Origin of the sequence: Natronorubrum halalkaliphilum, from assembly GCF_009834785.1 — an archaeon.
In the GTDB taxonomy this organism is placed as follows: Archaea; Halobacteriota; Halobacteria; order Halobacteriales; family Natrialbaceae; genus Natronorubrum; species Natronorubrum halalkaliphilum.
In genome coordinates this window covers 17,488-39,074 of sequence record NZ_WUYX01000003.1, presented here as the reverse complement: position 1 = coordinate 39,074, position 21,587 = coordinate 17,488, and the positions used below count along the sequence as shown (strand labels likewise).

Here is a 21,587-nt window from a genome sequence, read left to right as displayed (position 1 = left end):
AATGACGTACGTCGATCCGTTGATACGATTGACCGTTCCGACCCATACGCGGAGTATCGAACGCTTGGAGACCGCTAAATCACGAGCCCAAGAGAGCAGAACCCCCGTTCTTGAGAACGGAACAGTTTTTAACCAGGGGAATGTTATCCCATGCCATGGAACAAGAACCGAAATACCCGGTGCGAACGACGGAAACCACGTTAGCGATATTAGATACGCTCAAGGAAGCCAACGAAATGGGGGTGACGGAGCTTTCGAATCAGCTCAACCTCGGCAAAAGTACCGTACACAATCACCTCAGTACACTCAGAAAGCACGATTTCGTCGTGAAAGAGGACGAGCAGTACCGCCTCGGGCTTCGGTTCCTGGAACTGGGCGGGCACAGTCGGAATCAGATGAAACTGTATGAAGTTGCGGAACCGGAGGTCAGAGCCCTCGCCGAGGAGACGGAGGAGATGGTGAATCTCGCCACGCACGAACACGGAAAGTGTGTGTACCTTTACAGGGCGAAAGGGGCACAGGCCGTCGAGCTCGATACGTACGCCGGACTCCGAACGGGGTTACACAGCACCGCGCTCGGAAAGGCGATGCTCGCCCATCTGCCGGAATCACGCGTCGATGACATCATCGAGACGAACGGCCTCTCGGCGGAAACCCAACACACGATCACCGATCGAGATGAGCTACACGAGGAACTCGAAACCATCCGCGAACGTGGCGTCGCGTTCGACCGTGAGGAGCGACTCAATGGGCTACGATGCGTCGCTGCGCCGATAACCGATACGGACGGTCGGAGTATCGGTGCGATCAGCGTCGCTGCCCCCACCGGTCGGCTGAAGGGGGACCGATTTAGTACTGATATGCCCGATACCGTTCACAGTACCGCGAACGTGATCGAACTCAGTATGACACACATGTGAGTCGGTAGCATGTGCGTTCATTCCTCAAGAACAGTTGTTCCCTACACTCAATCACTATTCCGCGGCCTCAAGGGATCAGTGTCGGTGTATGAGACGTACAGGCGAACTACGGGCGATATCTTGCTGTTCTGTGCATTAGAACGCTGATTCTTCAAACGGAAATCGGCGGTTGTGAGTACTGCTATCGGTATCTCGAGCAGGTAGATCGGCGATCAACCGGCTACGGCCATGTGACACACGGCACTACTACCACCAGTTGGAAGTACATCGTCCGTTGCGGATATTTTACCCTTTATTAGTTCGTAATTTGCCGCCAGGTAACGTTCCAGGAGCTATTATCCAGTGGTATACACCAGTACTAATGTAAATCCGCTTCGAGCGCGAAGAGTGCCACATCGGATATGTTTACAGCAGTATGCATGTAACGCAGTGCTGCAGTACGCTAAATACCAGGGAGAACTGAACCTGCCGCTAATCGTTCTGTATAATAGAACGGGCCCAGATATCATCAGCATCGCAACGGAACGTCTCCGTCTCCACTATCGATAGTAGTCGCTGAACAGTACTACACACCTGATCGCACGACGGCTCTGTACTTGGTGTAACGCTCGTTTCAGATGTTCTTATCGTTCAGTGGGTAACGTTGAACCGGATCCAGGACTCTTCCAACCGATTCTGTCATAATGTGATTACAGTATTACTGTTTGGATATTCATCAAAATAACAATAAAAAATGTTATACAGTGTTGGATAGATGTGTGAGATGAAGTCGCACGGTGTTGATACCCAATGACGAACGATAACAATCGGACGACGGAATCGGATGACGGACGAATCGACGGAATGCGCCGACGCATTTTAGGAGCGACTGCCGGCGGGATTTCTCTCGCCGCGCTGAACGGAGTCGGCACCGTCGGTGCGAGCGAAGACGAAGGCGAAACGGTCACACTCATTTACGATACGCACTTCGAAGGTCGGTTCGGTGACGAAGACGAGGCGAACATTGCTCGCTATCAGACCAAGGTCGAAGAGTTGCGCAACCAATACGAAAACACGCTGTTCGTCGGCGGTGGAGACGACCTTTCCCCATCCGTCGAAGGCGCACTGTTCGAGGGCGAACACATTATCGAAGCGCTCAACGAAATGGAACTCGACGTCAACGGCATCAGCCACCACGACTTCGACTTCGGTGCAGACGTGGCAGAGCAGCGATTCGAAGAGAGCGATTTCCCGTGGGTGAACGCTCAACTGCATATCGACGGCGACCCGATACCGGAAGCAGAGCGGTGGACCACTATCGACGCCGGCGGATTGACCGTCGGCTTCTTTTCAGCCGCCCGTGAAGACTTTTACTCGGTAACTGACTATCCGGAAGAGTACGATCTCCTCAGTAAGGTAGAAGGTGCAGAAGCGGCGGTCGAGGCACTCACCGACGAAGGAGCAGACATCATTATCGGTGCCGGTCGGGTTCCGCGAGGCGAGAAGTTCAACCTCCCCGAGCAAGTCGACGGAATCGACGCGTTGCTCGGTTCCTCGGGCGACGTCGATCCCGGCGACGAAGACCCGACGATGGTGGACGGAACGATCGTTAGCCGCGTCGGAAAGGAGTTCGATCACCTCGGAGCCCTTACCGTCGACGCCAACGGCGACTTCGTCGAATGGGAACGGGTCGACATCGGTTCCGACGTCGAGCCGGATCCGGACGTACAAGCGGTCGTCGACCGGTGGATGGACGAACTCGACGACGAACTCGGTGGCGAGGCGTTTACGGTCGACAGGTTACTCGACACCGATATGGGCGTCAATTACGGGAGAGAGAGTTTCATGGGGAACCTGATCTGTGATGCGTTCTTGGACAAAATGGGTGGCGACGTCGCGATCCAGAATTCGGGCGGTATCCGATCGGGCGAACAGTACGGCCCCGGATCGATTACCGGCCGAGATATCATGGACATCCTGCCGTTCCCGAACACCCTCGTCAAAATCGAACTCACCGGCGAAACGTTGATTGAGTGGCTCGGGAGACAGGCGCAACCGGGATTCCCCGAAACGAACTTTGGTGCAGAGCCGGCAAAACAGGTCGGCGGCGTGCAGTACGAGTACAACTCCCACGAAGTCACTAACGATGAGGACGACTGGGACCTGTACTACCGTCCCGAAATTAGCAACGTCTACGTGCAGGGGGAACCGATTCAGGAAGACGAGTATTACGAGGTCGTGACGACCGATCACCTGCTCGGGGCCAGAGACGTCCTCGAGGGAGCAAACGTGGTCGATCAGACGACCGATTTACTCGGCGAGATCGTCCTCGAATACCTCGAAGAGAAGGGAACCGTAGAGCCGCGACAGGGGAACCGAATTCTGCGGGTCGATGCGGAAATAGGACACCCGACGGATTTCGAGGTCGACGGTCAACAGGTGACGTTCACGTTTGAACGTCCCGACCCGGCGCTCTCGATCTATCCGGACAGCTTTTACGCCGTTACCGAACACCACGACGATATTCGTGCAGAAACCGTCACCGCGACTGAAGACGAGATCGAGGTGGTCTTTTCGTCGCCGATCCTCACGGCCATGCGAACCGGTCCTTCGGACGCGAATATCCGCGTCTTCGGTGGATTCGAACCCGACGACGAGTACTACGGGTACGAGGATGAAGACGGAACCCTTCGGGAACTACCGGTTTCGGGTGAGTGGGAGTACTTCGTTCTCAAGGGGACCATCGATACGCCCTGGAACCGGTACTGAAGTCACACGATGTGACCTCGTCGAGTCGACTCCCGCCGGAAGGTCGGGAAAAGACGTCGCGGTACAACATCTCGGCAGTATTTTAGGGGTCGACTGTGTACCGAGAGGACATGGGAAGACCGACTTACGACTTCGAGGGAACGACGGTAGTCATAACCGGTGGCTCGTCCGGGATCGGGCGCGAGATCGCGCTCCGGTTTGCGAAAGCGGGTGCAACGGTACTCAACGGAGACATCGATCGGGAACCAAAAGACGCGACGACACCGACCGACGTGGTAATCGACGAACAGTACGGGGACGGTGAGTACGTTTCGACGGACGTCACCGAACGGGAAGACATCGTGGAGTTAGTTGAACGTGCACACGAGTTCGGTGGTGTTGACGTGATGATCAACAACGCCGGTCTCCAGATTCCGAAACCGATGAGCGATGTGACGCCTACCGAGTTCGATCGAATCCACGGAGTTAACTCGAAAGGAACGTTCTTCGGAACACAAGTCGCCGCAGCGGATATGATCGACCGCGAGGATCCCGGCGTCATCGTCAACACGGCATCGATTAGCTCCGACCTCGCACAGCGTGAGCAAGTCCAGTACGATTCGTCGAAAGGTTCGGTGAAGATGATCACCCGCGGGGCAGCTCTCGAGTACGCGGACGACGGCATTCGCGTCAATGGTGTCGCACCGGGCCAGATCGCGACGGAGTTCACGGAGGGGTGGAAAGACCAGGCGGAAGAAATGGTCGCCGAAGACGAACTACTCAAACCGGTTCCTCTCGGCCGCGCCGGAACGCCCGAAGACGTGGCGGGGGCGTACCTCTTTTTGGCTAGCGACGACGGGGCGTACGTTACGGGTGAGCTACTTCACGTAGACGGTGGGTGGCAAGTGTGTTGAGGGTCGCGTTTGGTTTGTCCCAGCGTGCCAGACACGAAGGGTCAATGCCACGATTTAGCGGTTGATGGTTTACGTCGCTAGAATGGATTGAAAACAAAGAGTTGTCCTATTTTATCACACAGAGTATATATTTAGAAGGGTTTCGATTCCCATGTTTTTCGGATCGGAACCGGATTCCAGTTCGGCGGAGGTCGGTTGAAGATGGTTCACCCACCGACGAGAACACGGCATCGTCGAGGGCATGTTTCTCAGTGAGCGTACGGGGATGGTTCTGTTGGTACGACCGTATTCGTGAGGCATAGCGCATCTGAAGGGGTCGGTTCGTTTTTGATTAGCAGCGGTGTACAGTCAACAGCGATGTTCGCCGAGTTGAATCACTGTCTCGCCGAACGCGACGTGATTCGGGGCCTCGTCGACTGTCGACGGCGGATCGGATTTGCGAACTCAATCGTGAACCGCCTTCCGATCACTTCTACACTATATATGTCTTTTTCTCGAGTTGTATTCGGAGGAGATAGGTCGGTGAGGGAGATTGAATATCGAGCACCACCAGTCGAGGCGATATCCGTTCTCGCTTCACGAAACAGCACCTCTGGAACAATATCACAAATTAATCACATCGCTTTCGTCGGGTCCCACCGTCAAGAGAGCCGCCGAGGTAAGGAACGAGTTTTTCCCGGGAGAAAACTCGCCGGCAGAACACGTGAGTCCTTTGTGCCCACGGATCATACGACGGACCACTCACCCGCTGATTGGCCAGTCGTGGATCGGTCGGCTCAATCGAAGTGAAACGTCTCGACGGACCGGACCGCGTAATACGCCGATAGCACGCCGAGGAGACCGGCTGCGAGGGCCGTCAGCACCGTTCCGCTCAGAGCGATAACGAACGAAGAGGTGCCGAGCAGCGACGCGAACGCGTCGGCGACGAACGAGACGTGGCCGAGCAGCGCCGGCAGAGCCACGACGAACAACACCACGGAGTAAACGGTGAACGCGAGCATACTCGGAACGATCGCCTTCCGGCTTCGAGAGACGCTGACCGCTTCGAAGCGCGGAAATGCCGCACCGATACCCGTCGCGATCGGGCCGGCACAGAGCGCCAGCACGAGTCCGCTCAGAGCGAGGGTGAGGACCGACGCGACGGAGTGGGGACTGGCCAGACCGACACCGACCGTCGCGAGGACAGTTACCGGTGCCACGAGCAGCGTTCCGGCGACGACGTGGCCACCGACGAGCGTTCGGCCGGGAGCACCACCCAACAGCGTCGCCGGGAGCACGGCACCCTCGTTCCCGACGACGTTGAGCGTGAACAGCGAGCCCGCGATCCACGCTCCACAGAGAACGATCCACAGTGGAAACGTGCTCCCGACGGTTCCGGTCTGGAAGACCGTCATGATTGGACTGATCAACACGATGAGCGGGTAGAGAACGAACGACAGCGCGATCGGCGCTCGGCGCGCACGTTTCCAGTCCGCTAGCACGACGCCGACCACCGGCCGCGGAAGGAGGGTCGAGAGGCGTGGTTCACCGGCCGCCGCTGCCGTCGTTCCCGTTACCTCATGCTCGATATGGACGCCGTCAGCGTACCAGAGCCATTCGGCGAGCCGTGGGAGGAGAACTCCGCTCGCAAGGACGAACAACACACTCGAGAGAACGGCCCCGACACTCCGACCGATCGACGCCTCCGAAACAGTGCCGAGGAGGACGAGATCGCCGTACCAGCCGACCGGCGTGGGCTCGAGGATTCGAAACAGCGGCTCGAGCACGCTGGCGAAGTTCTGTGAGATGATGAGCCAGAAGTACGCGATTCCGAGCACTCCGAAGAGCACGGTTCGCAGTCGCGTCGCAAGCTTCGACCGGACGCCGGTGTTCCTGACGAGGAGCGCCACCAGAAAGCCAAGCGCCAGCGCCGTCGTCAGCGTAAGACAGACGGCGAGGAATCCGAGCGGAGCCAGAACGACGGATCGGGCCCCTGCAGCGAACGCGAGCGCTCCGACGCTGCTGGCCAGAACCGCGACCCCGCCCCACAGAACGTACTCGGCGAACAGGAGACCGCCCAACAGTTCGCGGTGTGAGACGGTCGTCAGGAGGCCGTCGAGTCGATCCGGTCGAAGTGCCGTCGCGTACGCACGATAGCCGCCGAACCCCGCGACGGACAGCCACAGGTAAATACTGCCCATCCGGACCCACTCGAGTGGCATCTCGATGCCGCCGGATGCAATTTCCCGCCCGAAAAAGTAGAGCCCGACCATTCCCAGCATCGAGAGCGGGACGAAGAACAGGCCGGTAAGCGTGATCGCGATCAGCTGGCCGGTGTTTCCCTTCAGGACTCGCCAGCGTCGTCGAAGTTCGATTCGGCCGATCTCCGTCACGTGGGTCCACTGTCTCATCGTTGTTCCGCCGGTGCCGCGTGGTCAGTCGTCACCGCGAGAAACACGTCCTCGAGCGTCGATCCGGCTTCGGCGCCCTCGACCTGCCTGGTCAACTCGTCGGGAGCCCCTTCGGTGACGAGTCGGCCGTCGTACAGCACGCCGACAGTATCGGCGAGTTCCTCGACGACCGGAAGGATATGCGTCGAGAGAAAGACCGTGTGCCCCTCAGCGGCCATCTCCGCGATGGCGTCCATGACCGTCCGTGCAGCCCGTGGATCGAGTCCGCTCGTGGGTTCGTCGAGAAAGACGACGTCGGGTTCGTGCAACAGCGCCTGGATGAGGCCGACCTTCTGGCGCATCCCCTTCGAGTAGTCTTCGATCCGCTTGCCGGCATCGGTCGCCAGTCCGAAGCGCTCGAGCCACGCGTCGATGCGTCGACTTGCCTCCTTGGCCGGGATATCGCGGAGACGTGCGAAGTACTCCAGTTGCTCGAGGCCTGAGAGTTCGTCGAACAGCGGCGGCTCCTCCGGCAGATAGCCGATCGAGGAACGGACGGCGTCGCGGTCGCTGACGGGGTTGCCCGCGATCAACGCCTCGCCCGACGTCGGCCGCGTCAGCGTCGTCAGTACTCGCATCGTCGTCGTCTTTCCCGCGCCGTTGGGACCCAGGAAGCCGTAGACGGTCCCGCGCTCGACGGCGAGATCGACACCGTCGACGGCCGTCGTGGTGCCGAATCGCTTCGTCAATCCGTTGGCTTCGATCGCCAGTGCCAGTGATGGAGCGGACATCAGGAACTATCTATTAGATTAGAGATGTTTTGGTACTTAACTTTTGATAGATAGAGATCCACTATGAGGTGTGAACGAGGTGGGTGGTCCAGCGACGAACGTCCTCGCGGCTCGAGAGTACTATACGTTCACGGACCCCTACGATCGATCGAATACACCGTCGTCTCGGCCCACGTTCGGCCTCGATGACGGTGAAACCGACGGAATCGTCCTCGCGAACACACTCGACGTCGACGGGTTCCTGACCGACGAGTTCGGTGGAACGAATTTTGCGCTGATTCATGCCGTGTTGCAGGCCTCGCGAATCGTTCCCACGCCACGACTCATTGTGATTACGCCCGGAACAGCCATATGTCCGACAACCAGCCCGAACGTTGCTGGCAACGATCAGCTCGCACCGCAGTTGGGCCAATAATCCGTACGTTGCTCAGCTACGGGAACTTCTCGAGTGATTGGAGTGGACAACTGCACGGGAGTTGGTGCTGAATGTCTTTATTTTGGGAAATTACAGTGGCGAAGGACTCCCCAACGGAGGACCCTCGGCTGATTTGCTATCTGGTGATTTTGGCGCCGTTCACTTCTCGGATTCGAATCCCCAGTCACGAAGACGATCGGCAACCTCGTCGACGTTGTGCATCGCCGCTTCGTAGGCCGCCTCCCGAACGTCGGTCTTCGACACGTCCGTACCGAGTTCCTCGCTTACCGCATCGACGAACTCCCCTTCCGCATCGACCAGATAATCTCGAAGGTAGAACTGCACCATCTCGCGGTCTTGTTTGACGTTATCGCGGACGTACACCCAGGGGACGCCGTTGTCATCGGCCCCCGCCTGAGGCGGTTCACTAACGATTTTTTCACTCGAGTCCGCGTCCGACTCAGTGCTCGCATCGCCTGTCTCGGTCGTTTCGGCAGTTTCAGTCACATCGGCTGCGTCCGTCGAATCCGCTGTCGTGTCCGCGGCCTGATCAGCCGTTGACTGTTCCGATTCCGGGCCGGAATCGGACACACTGCCCGTTTCGTCCGTCGTCTCCTCGCCGCCCGACTCGTCGCTTTCCTCCTGGACGACGTCCGCGAACGGATCGCTTCCGGAGCCTTTCTTCATAGGCCACCCACCTCCTCGATCGTCGCCGCCAGTTCGTCGATCTTTTCGAGCGTCTCCATCTCGTGATCGCGTTGCCGGTCTCGGTGTTCCGTAACGTAGTGTCGCGGCGTACACTGCTGGTCCCAGCAGCCCTCGAAGAGCGAGGATCGATCACGGAGTGCAACCGGTGCGGGATAGCCGCGGTCTCGAATCTCGGTGAGATAGCGCTCCTGATCGGACGTCCGACCGATACCGTTCGGAACCGCAGAGAGCACGCCGATTTCTGCCTCGAGGCGATCCTCCAATCCGTCGACGAGTTCCTCGAGTCCGAGTACGCTCTGCATTCCTTTCCCCGTCGGCTCGACCGGGATCACCAGGCTTCGCGTCGCGGACACGGCGTTGTAGAGATGCGGGCCCGCAGTCGCCGGCGGGTCGATGACGATCACGTCGTACTCCTGTGGAACACCGGCCTCCAGCAGCACCTGTCGGAGTCTGTCGTACGGATCGAACTCGTCTCCCTCGCCCAGATCGTCGGCCATCCGCTGAGCGCGCGTCAACAACTCTTCCAGGTTCTCGAGCATGTTGTGACTCGGTAGCAGATCGAAGCCGTAGTCGGTCTCGAGAATGAGATCCTGAAGCGGCCCCTTCGGACGATCGATCATATGGCGGACGATATTGTCGGCCTGACTGTCGTCCCGGGGTGCGTCGACGTCGAGGAGGTACGTAAGCGAGCCGTTTTGCTGGTCCATATCGATCGCGAGGACGTCGAGTCCGTGACTGGCGTGGGTCTCGAGCAACGCCGCACCGACCGTCGTCTTTCCGACGCCGCCGGCCTCCGAATAGGTCGTATACGTGAGCATACGAACCAGTTAGTCTCCCCGAATATAATTCTTCGTCATACGAATCGGGAAGGCTAACTGGTTAGCCTAACCAATAGTCCGTGAGTGGTTGCTATTTGCGAGTGACCAGCCCCCTTCCCGACCAGATTTCTCGGCCAGCATAGATCTGTAGTCGTTCGGAATAGGACACCAATACAGACCAGACCATTAGCCTAATTGGTTAGTCTAACTCATACGGAAGAAGAGAAACTAATTCAGCTGGAGCTTTTGGATGGCCTAACAGAATAGCCTAACCGATTCGGTCGGTCGACTAGGTACTCCGGTCGAACGACCCCGCCGATAGCCCCTGACCCAGAACGGTGCTGTTTGAATCCGACCGTAATTGCGGACAAACGCAACGGCAGCCCTGTCGTTGTAGTCGCGGTCCGGAAGTAAAGCCCCCATCTTGCGCAATACGCCTATAAAATTAGCTAGACTTTTTCCCCATCCAAATGGCTTTTCTCATTGGCCTAATCGGTCAGCCTAACCAACAACCACGTTCCAGCCAGAATTCCCAGTGGTTGTGCCCAGTCAAGCCTTTCCAGATAATCTAACTGAGTGGCCTATCCAAATAGCATGCCCACACCATTCATCAGAATAGACTTAATCTCCAGCCCCAGTTCGTCCAGGCACTATTGAACCAACCATACAGCCTAACTGATTAGACTACACCAGTAGCCTAACTCACAACCCCATATAGATAGACAGAAGGGTTGCTTGGAGATCCTGTCCACAACTGCTAACCTAACCGAAGAGCCTACCCAATTAGACTAGTCAACTAGACCACCCGACAGACTGGCTAAGAAGAGCTACAAAGCACAGTCGGCACCCTTTGCCCGCTCCGCCAACCACCAATTTAGCCTAACGAATTAGTATAACCGTAAGACCTAATCGACGATTTGAACCCGCGGAGCTAATCGTCTCCATTGTCTTGATACGCCACGGCCACCACTGTATGTTACACGCGGGAGATCGCTTGTCCCATCGCAGAATAGATTCGATACGTTCGTGGCCACTGCTCGAACTCTCGAGCGAACAAAAACTACGACTGGATCAGTACTCGTGTTGCGCTCGTTGGAGAGTTGCCAGATACCGGTACCGATGTACTCGAGCGTGCCACCCTGTGGTCGTTCGAACGGGGCAAGGAAGCGGAAGACTGTCGTCTTCCCGACGCCGGGCAATCCGATAATCGCCACGAGTTCCCCCAGTCCGACGGTTATTGGTAATTTCCATTACAATTTTGGATGAAGTGCGAATCACTGATCCTATCCGCTAGAGAGATACTACAGGAGAGTTCAGTAACAAATATGACCGAGATCTTTCATAGATTCGAGTCAGTCATAATCCCATATATTTAATACCCTATTTTTCGTATAGCAGTGTATGTACGATTTAACTGGATTTCAGCGCGACCTATTGTATGTGACAGCCGGCTTGGATGAGCCACACGGTCTCGCAATCAAAGAGGAACTCGAGGACTACTACGAATCCGAGATTCACCACGGACGACTGTATCCGAATCTGGATACGCTCGTCGACAAAGGACTCCTCGAGAAAGGGGAGATGGACCGACGAACGAACGTGTACGCGGTGACGCGACGCGGACGTCGGGAAATCGAAGCGCGACGCGACTGGGAAGCACAGTACGTCGACGACCTCCTCGCAGAGTGACGACAGACTGAACGGGATGACGGATACGGCCGATACCGAGGAGCATCCTGCCCGTCTCCCGGGCAGCAAATATAGTGGACGGTGCAGTAGACCGTATCAGTTTTCTTCGCCGGTCTCGAGTTCGAACTGCTCGTTCTCGGAGACGGCGTTGAGAACAATACTGGTGTTCGACTGATTGATATCGGGATCGGTGATCAGCGTCTTGATCTGATCGTTCATATCGTCTGTGTCCTGGAACTTGCCGATGGCAATGACGTCGTAGTCGCCGGTAACCTCGTAGACGGAGATCATTTGCCGATGCTCACGGAGGGTTTCGGTAATTTCGGGAAGCGCATTACCCTCGGCCTTGAACTGCATGACCGCAGTCACGTCGTAGCCGACCGCATCGTAGTTGACCTTCGGCGTATAGCCCTCGATTACGCCCTCATCCTCGAGGTCAGAGAGGTGATTAGAGACGGTGGTGACGGAGACATCGAGTTCCTCAGCGAGGCTGCGAAGGCTCGATCGGCCGTTATCTAACAGTTCATTGATCAGGTCTGAGTCCAGATGTTCGTAGGTCATTGAGTACCGCAACTCACGCCGCCTACTAGAAGTTTACGAATATCCAGTTTCTTCTTCGTCTAATAGAGGGTTGCAGTCACGGGGTGCGAGAGGATTGGATACTCGCTACGACGGCAACCGTTTGTCGTCGAACAACACCGGAGTTTCGCTCGAAAAACAGCCTATAGTCAGGGCCGTTTCAACTATACATCAGCAGAATTTCGTCAGCGACGAGTTCGCAGCGACTGACTCGACGCCTACTGCGAGAGGAGCCGTAACGCAAACTACGAGCGAGCTCCGACCGTTCGCGGCGGAAACAGTTCTCGATCTTCACCGGAACGGCAACTCGAGTTCCCATAATCGCTGTCAGAAGTAGTTGCTCAAATTTCTGAGTGTATTAGTAAATCAGGCCAATGATGATTTTATTCAAGAGTATAACAAGATCCCGTTAGCGAAGATGAAAAGGTGCCGGTACCACGCCTTCGAGCGGCGATTCCGTAAAACGGTGTCGCGACGGTTTCACTAAGTTCGAGGCCGAGCAACGAACGACCGATAACTAGCTTATCAGGCCCGGTACGGGCAAATCGATCGAACAAACGATACTCGGATCTGGCAGCCCACAACGAGTACGAATCGCCCTGTAGTGTCAACTAATACGGTTCCCGCACTGACTACGGACCTATCGTACAGTCGGGTATGCAGTGACGTTCAGTGGCCCTTATAACTGCCGACCGTTTCCGAACCGAACTGCCCCCGATACGTTAAAAACAGATTTGGGCCCGTGGAACACCAATTATATGAACCGTTTACTGGCTAACGACAATGAATAGTAACTCCACAGTATGTTGATTTGGTGAGTGGTTACTTCTGATTGGTCCGAGAGTAGTGTGTGGAGCCATTCGTTGAAAAGGGCCCGCAAAACGCTGCGACGACGATAGCGGACCGATTCCGGAAAGCCGACGCGACTTAGCGATCGAACCGGGTCGGTGAAAACGGCTCGAGGTTGAGATCCGTCCACGTCCCCTCGACAACGTACTCGCTGAGCGCACGACCGATCGCCGGTGCGAGCATGAACCCGTGACCGTTGAACCCTGTCGCGACGATCAGTCCCTCATCATCGTCGACCGAAACGGGGCCGACAAGCGGAAGCCCGTCGGGTGTAACGCCTTTGAGTCCGGCCCAACCAGTTGCAATCTGGAGATCTTCGAGGCCGGTAGTCCGCTCGAGCAAGAACTCCGACACTGCCGCGCTGAAAGCGTAATCGTGGGACTTGTTGTAGCTCTGGATATCCGCCGGCGCGTCAGCCGTCGGATGCTGTCCGCTGACGAGTAACGAGGAGCCACCTTCCGGGCGAAAGAACATCTTTCGCTGCAAATCGATCACGAACGGATCGTCTTCGGTGATTTCGGTATGGTGGTCCGTCACGACGATTTGAATGCGGGTCGGATCGACCGGCAGTGAGAGCCTCATCGTAGAGAATAATCGCTCCGACCAGACACCGCCAGCGACGATAACGTGTTCGGCGCTGATTTCGTCGTTTCCGACGATCACGCTCGTTTCACCCGTAGCGTTCGTTCGAACGCCGGTAACCGGTGTCTGTTCGCGGACAGTGGCGCCCGCTTCTCGCGTACGGTCGGACAACCATCTCGTGACGGTGTGAGGCTCAACAACGCCATCGGTCGGGCAGTAGTTTGCCACGACAATATCGTCAGGTCGGAGATAGGAGACGTACTCCGTGAGCGTCTCCGGGGCGAGTTCCCGTACATCGAGACCGAGTTGACGCTGTCTCTTCGCGTTCGTTCGAAGGCGGGCCGCCTCTTCGTCCGTCCGCGCAAGAAGAAGGTAACCGTTCTGGGAAAACGTAACGCGGTCCGTTTCCTCCGCGAACCGTCCGAACTGCTCGACGCTTTCCATCGCGAGTCGGACCTCGAGTTCGGTCGCAAATTGCTGTCTGATACCGCCAGCGGATCGACCGGTCGACCGGCCACCGATGCGGTCGGCCTCGAACAGCGCGACGTCGAGATCCGTCCGCGTCGAGAGATGATAGGCGGTACTGATACCGACGATACCACCGCCGACGAGGATTACGTCGTAGGTTTCTCGAGTCATGGTTCTCGCATAGTTGTTGAACGGGCTCCGTTCGCGAAACGGGGCGTGGCGTACGCGCGCTCCTCGAACGACTGGCGTCGATCAGGCACCTTCGATCACCCCGAGTCGGCCGCTGACGCCGAACTCTTCGTCTATCCAACCGGCCCGTTCTGGAAACGGCTGTGGCCACCGTCGGAGAGGGATCCGGGCCGCTGTTCGATCGAAGTCCGTCGTCTCGAGGAGAAATCCCCACGGAAGTGCACCGAATCGGTCCAGCCGTTCCGTCAGCCACTCGTTCTCCGGAAGCGGTGCCGTTATCGTTACCGGCGACCCCTCGAACGTCCCGACTTCGAGGTTCAGATCGGCGTCAGTCCACCGGGTGACGGACTCGAGATCGAAGTACCGTTCGTACTCGGCGATCGCCTGTTCGAGGTCGGAAACGCCGAGGAGTACCGAGTGAACGCCGGTCAGTTCCGTTCCGCGGACGGAGTCGCTCGAGGGGACACGCCGCGACCGCGGCGTTCGGTCGGCGATGAGAAACGGGTACCGCGTTCCGGGAACGCAGTCCCCGAGAAACGCACACTCCCACGTCGCCAGTTCGCCATCGTCCGTCCGCCGTTCCATTGCGACGGGGCCCTCGACCGAGAGGCCGCTACTTCTGAGGCGTTCGGCCGCTGTCTCGAGAGCCGTCGTCCGGACGGCCCATCCGCAGGGTCCCGCCGTCTCGCCGATCAATCGTTCACGCCGCGGCGGCGTCTGGTCCGGTTCGACGGTCGAGAGTAGTTCGAGATAGCTACCGTCGTCGAACCCAACGATCGCGTTGTGCGTGACACCGTTTGCGTGGACACCGCCGTACTCAGGGGCGAGTCCCAAAGCAGCAAACTGGTCGCTCATCGACTCGAGGTCCCGCCCGGCGAAGATTGCGTGATCGAACTGGAACGCGCTGAATCCGCCGTCCATACGTCACTCTGTGGCCGGGAGAAGATAAATCCACACGATTATCCGACGACGCGCCGGATATGTGGCGGCTCCGAGGAGCGGTACGTATACGTGGATACGATCCATCTCGGTACCCATGTCGAGCGCGGATACCGGCTCCATCGTTACCGTAACCGGAAGGATCGATCCAGACGAACTCGGAACGACGCTGCCACACGAGCACGTCTTCTTCGACGGGGCCGACGCACTGTTCGTCGAACCCGAATCTGCGGCCGAACGAGCGATCGCCCGACAGGGCGTCTCGATCGAGCACCTCTCGTGGCTCCGACGGCATCCAGCCAGCACTCGGGACAACCTTCGCGCAACGGCCACTGAGCAACTCGTCGACGAACTCCAGCAGTTCTCGCGGGCAGGCGGTGACGCAGTCGTCGACGTGACGCCGAAACGACTCGGCGAGAATCCCGCTGGTGTTCGGACAATCGCCGAAGCGACCGGTCTCACGATCGTCCACGGAACGGGCTACTACGTAGAGGGAGCACACCCGAACGCTCTTACGGATCGCACCGTGGACGCGATCGCCGATGAGTTCGTTCGAGACGTCCGCGACGGTATCAACGACACCGACGTCCGGGCGGGAATTATCGGCGAAATCGGCGTGAGTGGTCGGATCCACGACGACGAGGAGAAGGTGCTTCGAGCGGCCGCACGAGCGGCAACGCACACCGGTGCGCCGCTGACGATCCATCCGCCGGGGAAGACCCCGTACAGCCAACGCGACCGAACGTATCCGACGTCGCGGTGGGGCCTCGAGATTCTGGACATCGTCGAAGCGGAAGGGATCGCGCCCGAACGAGTCGTCATCGGGCACGTGGACCGATCGCTTTACGCGGATCTCGAGTATCAGAAACGGGTTGCAGGCCGCGGGGCGTTCCTCGAGTACGACCTGTTCGGGCGCCACGCCTATCTCGAGGCCATCGAAGACGGATACCCGTCCGATACGTGGCGCGTCGAGTCCATTCGCGAACTGATCGATGCCGGCTATCTCGAGCAGCTTTTGCTCTCCCAGGACGTCGCAACGAAGACGAGCAGAGTTTCCTACGGCGGGGACGGCTACGCCCACATTCTGGAGACGATCGTTCCGATGATGCGTCACCGCGGGATCAGCGAGGAGGAGATTTCGACCGTGCTCGAGGCGAACCCGAAGCGGCTGTTGACGTTCGCGGAGTGAGGCGGTCGCTGGAAATCATTGCCGAAACAACTACTCGTCAGCCTGCAGTGGTGTCGTCTGAGACGGCAACATTTAGGTATTTCAGCCCGTGGTCTCCGTATGTCTCGATCGACGGTTTGCCTTACGTGTGACTTCGATGCGGTATCGCCGTGGCTCCATCTATTCGACGGCCAGGAGAGTCCGACGAAATTGTCGCGGGGGCTCTTCGGCGTCGATTACGGGACGCCGCGGCTGTTAGAACTGTTCGACCAGCACGATATCGAGGCCACGTGGTTCGTCCCGGGGCACACGATAGCGAGTTTTCCCGACGCGTGCGAAGCGGTCTGGTCACGCGGACACGACATCCAGCATCACGGCTGGACCCACCGGCCGCTGTCGAGTTACGAAACCGAAGCCGAAGAGCGGAGCGATATCGAACGCGGGATCGAGAGCATCGAAACGCTCACCGGCCGACGACCGATCGGGTTTCGCTCACCGTCGTGGGACTTCTCACCGCGGACGCTTTCGATCCTTCGCGATCTCGGATTCGAGTGGGATTCGAGTCAGATGGGGGCAGATTTTCACCCGTACAGACTCCGCACCGGATGGGAAGCTCCGCTCGACCAACCGTTTGATAGAGGTGAGCCGACCGACATCGTCGAGCTACCGGTCTCGTGGCAACGCGACGACTTCCCGCCGTTCGCGTACCGACGCGGACAGGGGTTCGTCACCGAACGATCGGTATTCGATCAGTGGCTAACGCAGTTCGAATGGATGCACGAGCACATTGACGACGGCGTGTTCGTCCTCACGATTCATCCGCAGGTCAGCGGCCAATCGCATCGGTTAACAAATCTCGATCAGTTGCTCGAGTCGCTGAAAGAGTTCTCGAACGTCGATTTCCGGACGCTTTCGAGTGTCGCCGCCGAGTTCGTCGATAACTGAAACGGGATCGTTGAGGGGGCAATCGAGCGTCAGGAAACGAGACGGCCGATGGTTACTCGGTCGGCGTCTCCTCGGCGTATCGATGGCAGGCGACGAAGCGAGCCTCGGTCCCGTTGGTGGAATCGACCTCGTAACTCGGTACATCTCGAGCGCAGACGCTGGGCGCTACGAACGACTCTGAGAGGAGTTCGGCGGCGCGGTCGGGCTCCCCGTCGGCAAACAGTTCGAGCGCCCGCTCGACGCTTTCGTCGGCGGCCGCAGGTAGATCGACATCGTTGAGGAATTGACGTCTGAGCGCTTCCGGTGGTGACGGTTCGACGAGCTGGCGATCGATCGTACGGATGAGTTCCCGTAAGGCGGCCCATTCCGCATCGCTGAAGTCGTACGCATCGGGTGCGATTAATTCTGGACACCGCGTTCGGAATCGGCAGCCGCTCGGTGGATTGACGGGACTCGGGAGATCGCCGCCGAGCGTCTCTCGCTCGCTTCGCTTTCTCGGATCCGGAACCGGAATCGAATCGAGCAAGGCCTTCGTGTACGGGTGTTTCGGATTTTCGTACACCGCTTCCTTGTTACCCAGTTCGACGATCTTTCCGAGGTACATGACGGCGACGCGATCGCTGATCTGGCGAATGACGCTCAGATCGTGGGCGATAAACAGGTAGGTGAGCCCGAACTCCTCCTGAAGTTCAGTCATCGTGTTCAACACCTGGGCCTGAATCGAAACATCGAGCGAGGCCACCGGTTCATCACAGATGATGAGATCCGGATCGAGCGCGAGTGCTCTGGCCAGATTGACTCGCTGTCGTTGCCCGCCGGAGAACTCGTGTGGATAGCGATTGTAGTGGTCCGAATCGAGTCCAACTCGCTCGAGGAGTTCACGAGCCCTGGTTTCTCTGCCCTCGTCGTCGAGTAGACCGTGTGTTTTCAACGGTTCCTCGACGATCTGTCCGATCTTCTGTCTCGGATTCAGCGAGGACTGTGGGTCCTGAAACACCATCTGCATGTTCCGTCGCTGCTGGCGAAGATCTTCGCCGCCGAGTGTCGTGATATCTCTCCCCTCGAACTCGATCGACCCGCTCGAGGGCTCGAGCAGCCGAAGGATCGTTCGTGCGAGCGTGCTCTTCCCGCATCCGGATTCGCCGACGAGACCGAGCGTCTCACCGCGCCGAATCTCGAAGGAAACGTCGTCGACCGCCTTGAGGTACTCTCGACCGTACCCGACGGAGGGAACGCGTCCATCCCACGAGACGTTCAGTCCGGAGAACAATCCGCTTTCGACCGGGAAGTGTTTGCTCAACCCGTCTACCTTGAGCAAGACGTCGTCGGTCGAGTCGGTCGTGCCGGTAGCCGTCCCGGAGTGGCGGTTCGCGTCGCCAGTTTCGAACTCTCCGCTCGCCGTCATCAGTCGTCACCTCCGACGGATTCCACCGTCTCTGCAGGAACCCGCTCGCCGTTCTCATCGACGACGAGTGGTGGACTGTCGTCGTAGTCTGCGTCGAAGACATCGTATTTCAGACACGCGGCGTTTTGACCGTCGTCGATCTCTCTGAGGTCCGGATGGACGCTCATACAGACCTCGCGGGCGTCGGGACAGCGGGGGTGAAACCGACAGCCGCTGGGTGCGTTCATCCCGTCGGGCATGATCCCGCGAATCGGATCGAACTCACCCGTCGTCTCGTGCGGTTTGGGGATCGATCTGAGAAGCGCTTCCGTGTACGGATGTTTCGTCTCGTGGAAGAGTTCGTCGACGGGGGCCTGTTCGATCAGTTCGCCGAGATACATGACGTTCACCCGATCGCAGATCTCGGCGACGACGCCCATGTCGTGGGTGACCCAGATAAAACTCGTCTCGTACTCCGTTTTCAACTGCTCGATCAGGTCGAGTATCTGGCCTTCGACGGTGACGTCGAGCGCAGTCGTCGGTTCGTCCGCAATGATGAGATCGGGTTTGCAAGCCAGCGCCATCGCGATGAGGACGCGCTGTCGCATGCCGCCGGAGAACTGGTGGGGGTACTCGTGGTATCGAGACTCCGCTTCCGGAATGCCGACCTCCCGAAGTAGTTCGATCGCTTCCGCTTTCGCTTCGGCGTTCGAAAGGTCCCGATTGATTTCGATGAACTCCCGGAGCTGGCTCCCGATGGTGAACACCGGATTCAGACTCTCCATCGGGTCCTGGAAGATGAGCGCGATCTCACGGCCCCGTATCTTCGATCGCATCTCCGCCTCCGAGAGCATCGCCTCGCCGTCGCGTACCTCGCCGTCGGGTCCCTGGGACCGGTCGAGAATGACGTGGCCCTTGTACGTGATCGTCCCGGAGACGATTTCGCCGGGTGAGGATATGAGCCGCATGATCGAGCGAATCGCGACGCTCTTTCCGGCACCCGACTCTCCGACGAGACCGAGGGTCTCTCCCCTGTGTACGTCGAAAGAGAGGTCGTCAACTGCCCGAACGATACCTTCCTCCGTAACGAACTGAGTCGTCACGTTCTGAACGCTGAGAAGTGGATCTTGAGTCATAGTTATCCGTTATTTCGTGGGTCGAGTGCGTCTCGGAGTCCGTCTCCGAGGAGATTGAATCCCATGACGGTTACGAGAATCGCGATTCCTGGGAAGATGCTAAACCAGGGGTTCGGGAGCATATACCCCCGCGAATCCGCGAGGATCTGGCCCCAAGACGGAGTCGGCGGTTGGACGCCGAATCCGAGGAACGAAAGTCCCGCAACGATGAGAATGTTCACGCCGATCTGGAGCGTTCCCTGGACCAGTACCGGGGCAAAGCTGTTCGGGATGATGTGTCTGGCCAGGATATGGCGATCCTTGACCCCGATGGCTTTTGCGGCTTCGATATACTCCTCTTCCCGTACCTTCAGCACCTCCGACCGAATGAGGCGTGCGAAAATCGGGACCGTCACGATACCAACGCCGACGATGGCGATCCAGAGATGACGTCCAAACGCGGACATGATCGCGATGACGAGAATAAGAAACGGAATCGCGTACACCGTTTCGACGGTTCGCTGGAGGATGTCATCGATCCAGCCGCCGTAGTATCCGGAGACCGCGCCGATGATCGTTCCGACGATCACGCCGAGTCCCGTCGCTACGACGCCAACCTGGATTGCGATCCGGGTGCCGTAAACGATGCGGACGAGGAGGTCCCGGCCACGCTGGTCCGTTCCGAGCGGGTGCGACCACGTCCCCGCACCGTAACTGTTTTCCAGTCCAACCGGCGGGAGCAACGCGGTCCCCTCGGCATCCCGTTCGGGGTGGTACCAGAACGTATCCGCGATGTAGTAGTTCAAAAGCTGCGAATCGACGTAGGTGACGATAGCAACGACCGAGACGACGCTGATGATGTACCAACCGAGGCGTGCCGTCCGGTCTCGCTTGATCTGGGCCAGCGTGTATCGCCACCCGGTGAGATCTCGGATTGATTCGTCCGCTTCACCGGCGGATGACGAGACCGGCTGATCGCCCATTTCCGCGGTTTCCGGGGGAGTTGCCATCAGTGATCACCTCCACCGTACGTGATACGGGGATCGAGATAGGCATAGAGCAAGTCGGTGATCAGTACGCCGACGACGAAGATGACGCCGAAAAACAGCGTCACCCCCATAATGAGCGGATAGTCCTGACTCTCGACAGCCGTGATTATCAACGTCCCCATCCCGTTAATGCTGAAAACGGTCTCGGTGAGCACGGCGCCACCGAGTGCCGTCGTCAACTGAATTCCGATGATCGTGACGACCGGGAGCTGCGCGTTTCGAAGCGCGTGTTTTCGCAGAACGGTCCGACTCGAGACGCCGTACGCCTGAGCGAGGGTGATATAGTCGCGATTGAGGACTTCGAGCATTGACGATCGTTGGATACGCATGATTGCAGCCGTCTGGAGTGTTCCGAGCGTGATCGTGGGTAACACGAGGTGGTACAACGACGATCCGAGGACTTCGATCCGGTTTGCTGCCTGTGGAACGTCGCTCGGATGCGCCCACGGCATAATCAGCCCGGAAGAGGGGAATACGTTGAGCTGATAGGCGAAGACGATGATGAGCATGAGGCCGATCCAGAACGAAGGCGTGCTGACGCCGATCAGAGCGATAATACGAGAGACGTGATCGGTCGCTTTGTTCTGTCGTCTCGCGGCGATCGCTCCGAGCGGAACGGCCATACTGATCGCCAGCGTGAAACTCGAGGCGACGAGGAGGAGGGTGACGGGAAGTCGTTCGAGAATTTTCTCCGTCACTGGAACTCCGTTGTAGTGGATACTGTTGCCGAGATCACCTTGTGCGACGCCCGCCATGTAATTGAAATACCGTTCGTACAGCGGCTGATCCAGCCCGTACCTGGACTGAACGGCGTCGATGGTCGCCTGGTCCGTCCCGGGGCCAAGCATGATTCGGACGGGATCACCGGGCATCGCATTCACGAGAAGAAACGTGATCGTGGCGATTCCGATTAGCATGAAAACCGACTGAAATAGTCGGCGAACAGTATATCCAATGAGACTCATGGTG

18 protein-coding genes and 1 pseudogene are annotated in these 21,587 nt (G+C 58.2%); 7 read left to right on the top strand and 12 right to left on the bottom strand.

From position 1 onward, the window contains the following. Window positions 1–155: 155 nt before the first annotated feature. From GS429_RS00365 to GS429_RS00355, 3 genes are all read left to right on the top strand, one after another. Window positions 156–920 carry an IclR family transcriptional regulator gene (locus GS429_RS00365; protein WP_160061595.1) on the top strand — a complete coding sequence of 255 codons (765 nt, stop codon included), beginning with the start codon at window positions 156–158 and terminating at the stop codon, window positions 918–920. 789 nt (window positions 921–1,709) lie between these two features. Next, window positions 1,710–3,668, top strand: a complete 1,959-nt coding sequence (locus GS429_RS00360; protein ID WP_160061593.1) for a bifunctional metallophosphatase/5'-nucleotidase — start codon at window positions 1,710–1,712, stop codon at window positions 3,666–3,668. 110 nt (window positions 3,669–3,778) lie between these two features. Further along, window positions 3,779–4,561 carry an SDR family NAD(P)-dependent oxidoreductase gene (locus GS429_RS00355; protein WP_160061591.1) on the top strand — a complete coding sequence of 261 codons (783 nt, stop codon included), beginning with the start codon at window positions 3,779–3,781 and terminating at the stop codon, window positions 4,559–4,561. 776 nt (window positions 4,562–5,337) lie between these two features. Here GS429_RS00355 and GS429_RS00350 read toward each other — a convergent pair. Next, entirely contained in the window at window positions 5,338–6,951 is a 1,614-nt protein-coding gene (locus GS429_RS00350) for a hypothetical protein (RefSeq protein WP_160061589.1), read from the bottom strand. After that, entirely contained in the window at window positions 6,948–7,721 is a 774-nt protein-coding gene (locus GS429_RS00345; protein WP_160061587.1) for an ABC transporter ATP-binding protein, read from the bottom strand. The genes GS429_RS00350 and GS429_RS00345 overlap by 4 nt, the downstream gene beginning before the upstream one ends. A 91-nt stretch (window positions 7,722–7,812) precedes the next feature. Between GS429_RS00345 and GS429_RS00340 the strand changes: the two are divergent. After that, window positions 7,813–8,173: pseudogene (locus GS429_RS00340) on the top strand (hypothetical protein); the annotation flags it as partial. Window positions 8,174–8,295: 122 nt separating this feature from the next. Here the strand turns inward: GS429_RS00340 and GS429_RS00335 are convergent. The 3 genes from GS429_RS00335 to GS429_RS22550 form a co-directional block, all read right to left on the bottom strand. Beyond that, complete coding sequence (locus GS429_RS00335; RefSeq protein ID WP_160061585.1) at window positions 8,296–8,823, bottom strand: DUF7970 domain-containing protein; 528 nt, start codon at window positions 8,821–8,823, stop codon at window positions 8,296–8,298. Next, a complete protein-coding gene (locus GS429_RS00330) occupies window positions 8,820–9,662 on the bottom strand; it encodes a ParA family protein (protein ID WP_160061583.1) in 843 nt (280 codons plus the stop codon). The genes GS429_RS00335 and GS429_RS00330 overlap by 4 nt, the downstream gene beginning before the upstream one ends. Before the next feature lie 905 nt (window positions 9,663–10,567). Continuing rightward, window positions 10,568–10,888: an ATP-binding cassette domain-containing protein gene (locus GS429_RS22550; protein ID WP_160061736.1), complete on the bottom strand. Its 321-nt coding sequence runs from the start codon at window positions 10,886–10,888 to the stop codon at window positions 10,568–10,570. Window positions 10,889–11,063: 175 nt separating this feature from the next. On the opposite strand from GS429_RS22550, the gene GS429_RS00320 reads away from it, so the two are divergent. Then, complete coding sequence (locus tag GS429_RS00320) at window positions 11,064–11,351, top strand: helix-turn-helix transcriptional regulator (RefSeq protein ID WP_160061581.1); 288 nt, start codon at window positions 11,064–11,066, stop codon at window positions 11,349–11,351. A 96-nt stretch (window positions 11,352–11,447) separates the two neighbouring features. On the opposite strand, the gene lrp is transcribed toward GS429_RS00320, so the two are convergent. The 3 genes from lrp to GS429_RS00305 form a co-directional block, all read right to left on the bottom strand. Then, window positions 11,448–11,912: an HTH-type transcriptional regulator Lrp gene (gene lrp / locus GS429_RS00315; protein WP_160061579.1), complete on the bottom strand. Its 465-nt coding sequence runs from the start codon at window positions 11,910–11,912 to the stop codon at window positions 11,448–11,450. Between the two features lie 945 nt (window positions 11,913–12,857). After that, complete coding sequence (locus GS429_RS00310) at window positions 12,858–14,000, bottom strand: NAD(P)/FAD-dependent oxidoreductase (protein ID WP_160061577.1); 1,143 nt, start codon at window positions 13,998–14,000, stop codon at window positions 12,858–12,860. Between the two features lie 81 nt (window positions 14,001–14,081). Then, complete coding sequence (locus GS429_RS00305) at window positions 14,082–14,939, bottom strand: VOC family protein (protein ID WP_160061575.1); 858 nt, start codon at window positions 14,937–14,939, stop codon at window positions 14,082–14,084. Window positions 14,940–15,054: 115 nt separating this feature from the next. Here GS429_RS00305 and GS429_RS00300 point away from each other — a divergent pair, with 115 nt between their 5' ends. Together GS429_RS00300 and GS429_RS00295 are read left to right on the top strand one after the other, a co-directional pair. Further along, window positions 15,055–16,146 (top strand): phosphotriesterase family protein, encoded by a 1,092-nt coding sequence (locus tag GS429_RS00300; protein ID WP_160061573.1) that lies wholly within the window; start codon window positions 15,055–15,057, stop codon window positions 16,144–16,146. A 99-nt stretch (window positions 16,147–16,245) separates the two neighbouring features. Beyond that, a complete protein-coding gene (locus GS429_RS00295; protein ID WP_160061571.1) occupies window positions 16,246–17,070 on the top strand; it encodes a polysaccharide deacetylase family protein in 825 nt (274 codons plus the stop codon). Window positions 17,071–17,122: 52 nt separating this feature from the next. Here GS429_RS00295 and GS429_RS00290 read toward each other — a convergent pair whose 3' ends face one another. From GS429_RS00290 to GS429_RS00275, 4 genes are read right to left on the bottom strand one after another with little or no spacing between them, the layout of a single operon-like run. After that, window positions 17,123–18,475 carry an ABC transporter ATP-binding protein gene (locus GS429_RS00290; RefSeq protein WP_160061569.1) on the bottom strand — a complete coding sequence of 451 codons (1,353 nt, stop codon included), beginning with the start codon at window positions 18,473–18,475 and terminating at the stop codon, window positions 17,123–17,125. Next, window positions 18,475–19,590 carry an ABC transporter ATP-binding protein gene (locus tag GS429_RS00285; protein WP_160061567.1) on the bottom strand — a complete coding sequence of 372 codons (1,116 nt, stop codon included), beginning with the start codon at window positions 19,588–19,590 and terminating at the stop codon, window positions 18,475–18,477. The genes GS429_RS00290 and GS429_RS00285 overlap by 1 nt, the downstream gene beginning before the upstream one ends. A gap of 2 nt (window positions 19,591–19,592) precedes the next feature. Continuing rightward, the gene (locus tag GS429_RS00280; RefSeq protein WP_160061565.1) at window positions 19,593–20,579 is read right to left on the bottom strand and encodes an ABC transporter permease; all 987 of its coding nucleotides are present in this window, start codon (window positions 20,577–20,579) and stop codon (window positions 19,593–19,595) included. Then, window positions 20,579–21,583, bottom strand: a complete 1,005-nt coding sequence (locus GS429_RS00275; RefSeq protein ID WP_201293919.1) for an ABC transporter permease — start codon at window positions 21,581–21,583, stop codon at window positions 20,579–20,581. The genes GS429_RS00280 and GS429_RS00275 overlap by 1 nt, the downstream gene beginning before the upstream one ends. Window positions 21,584–21,587: the final 4 nt, after the last annotated feature.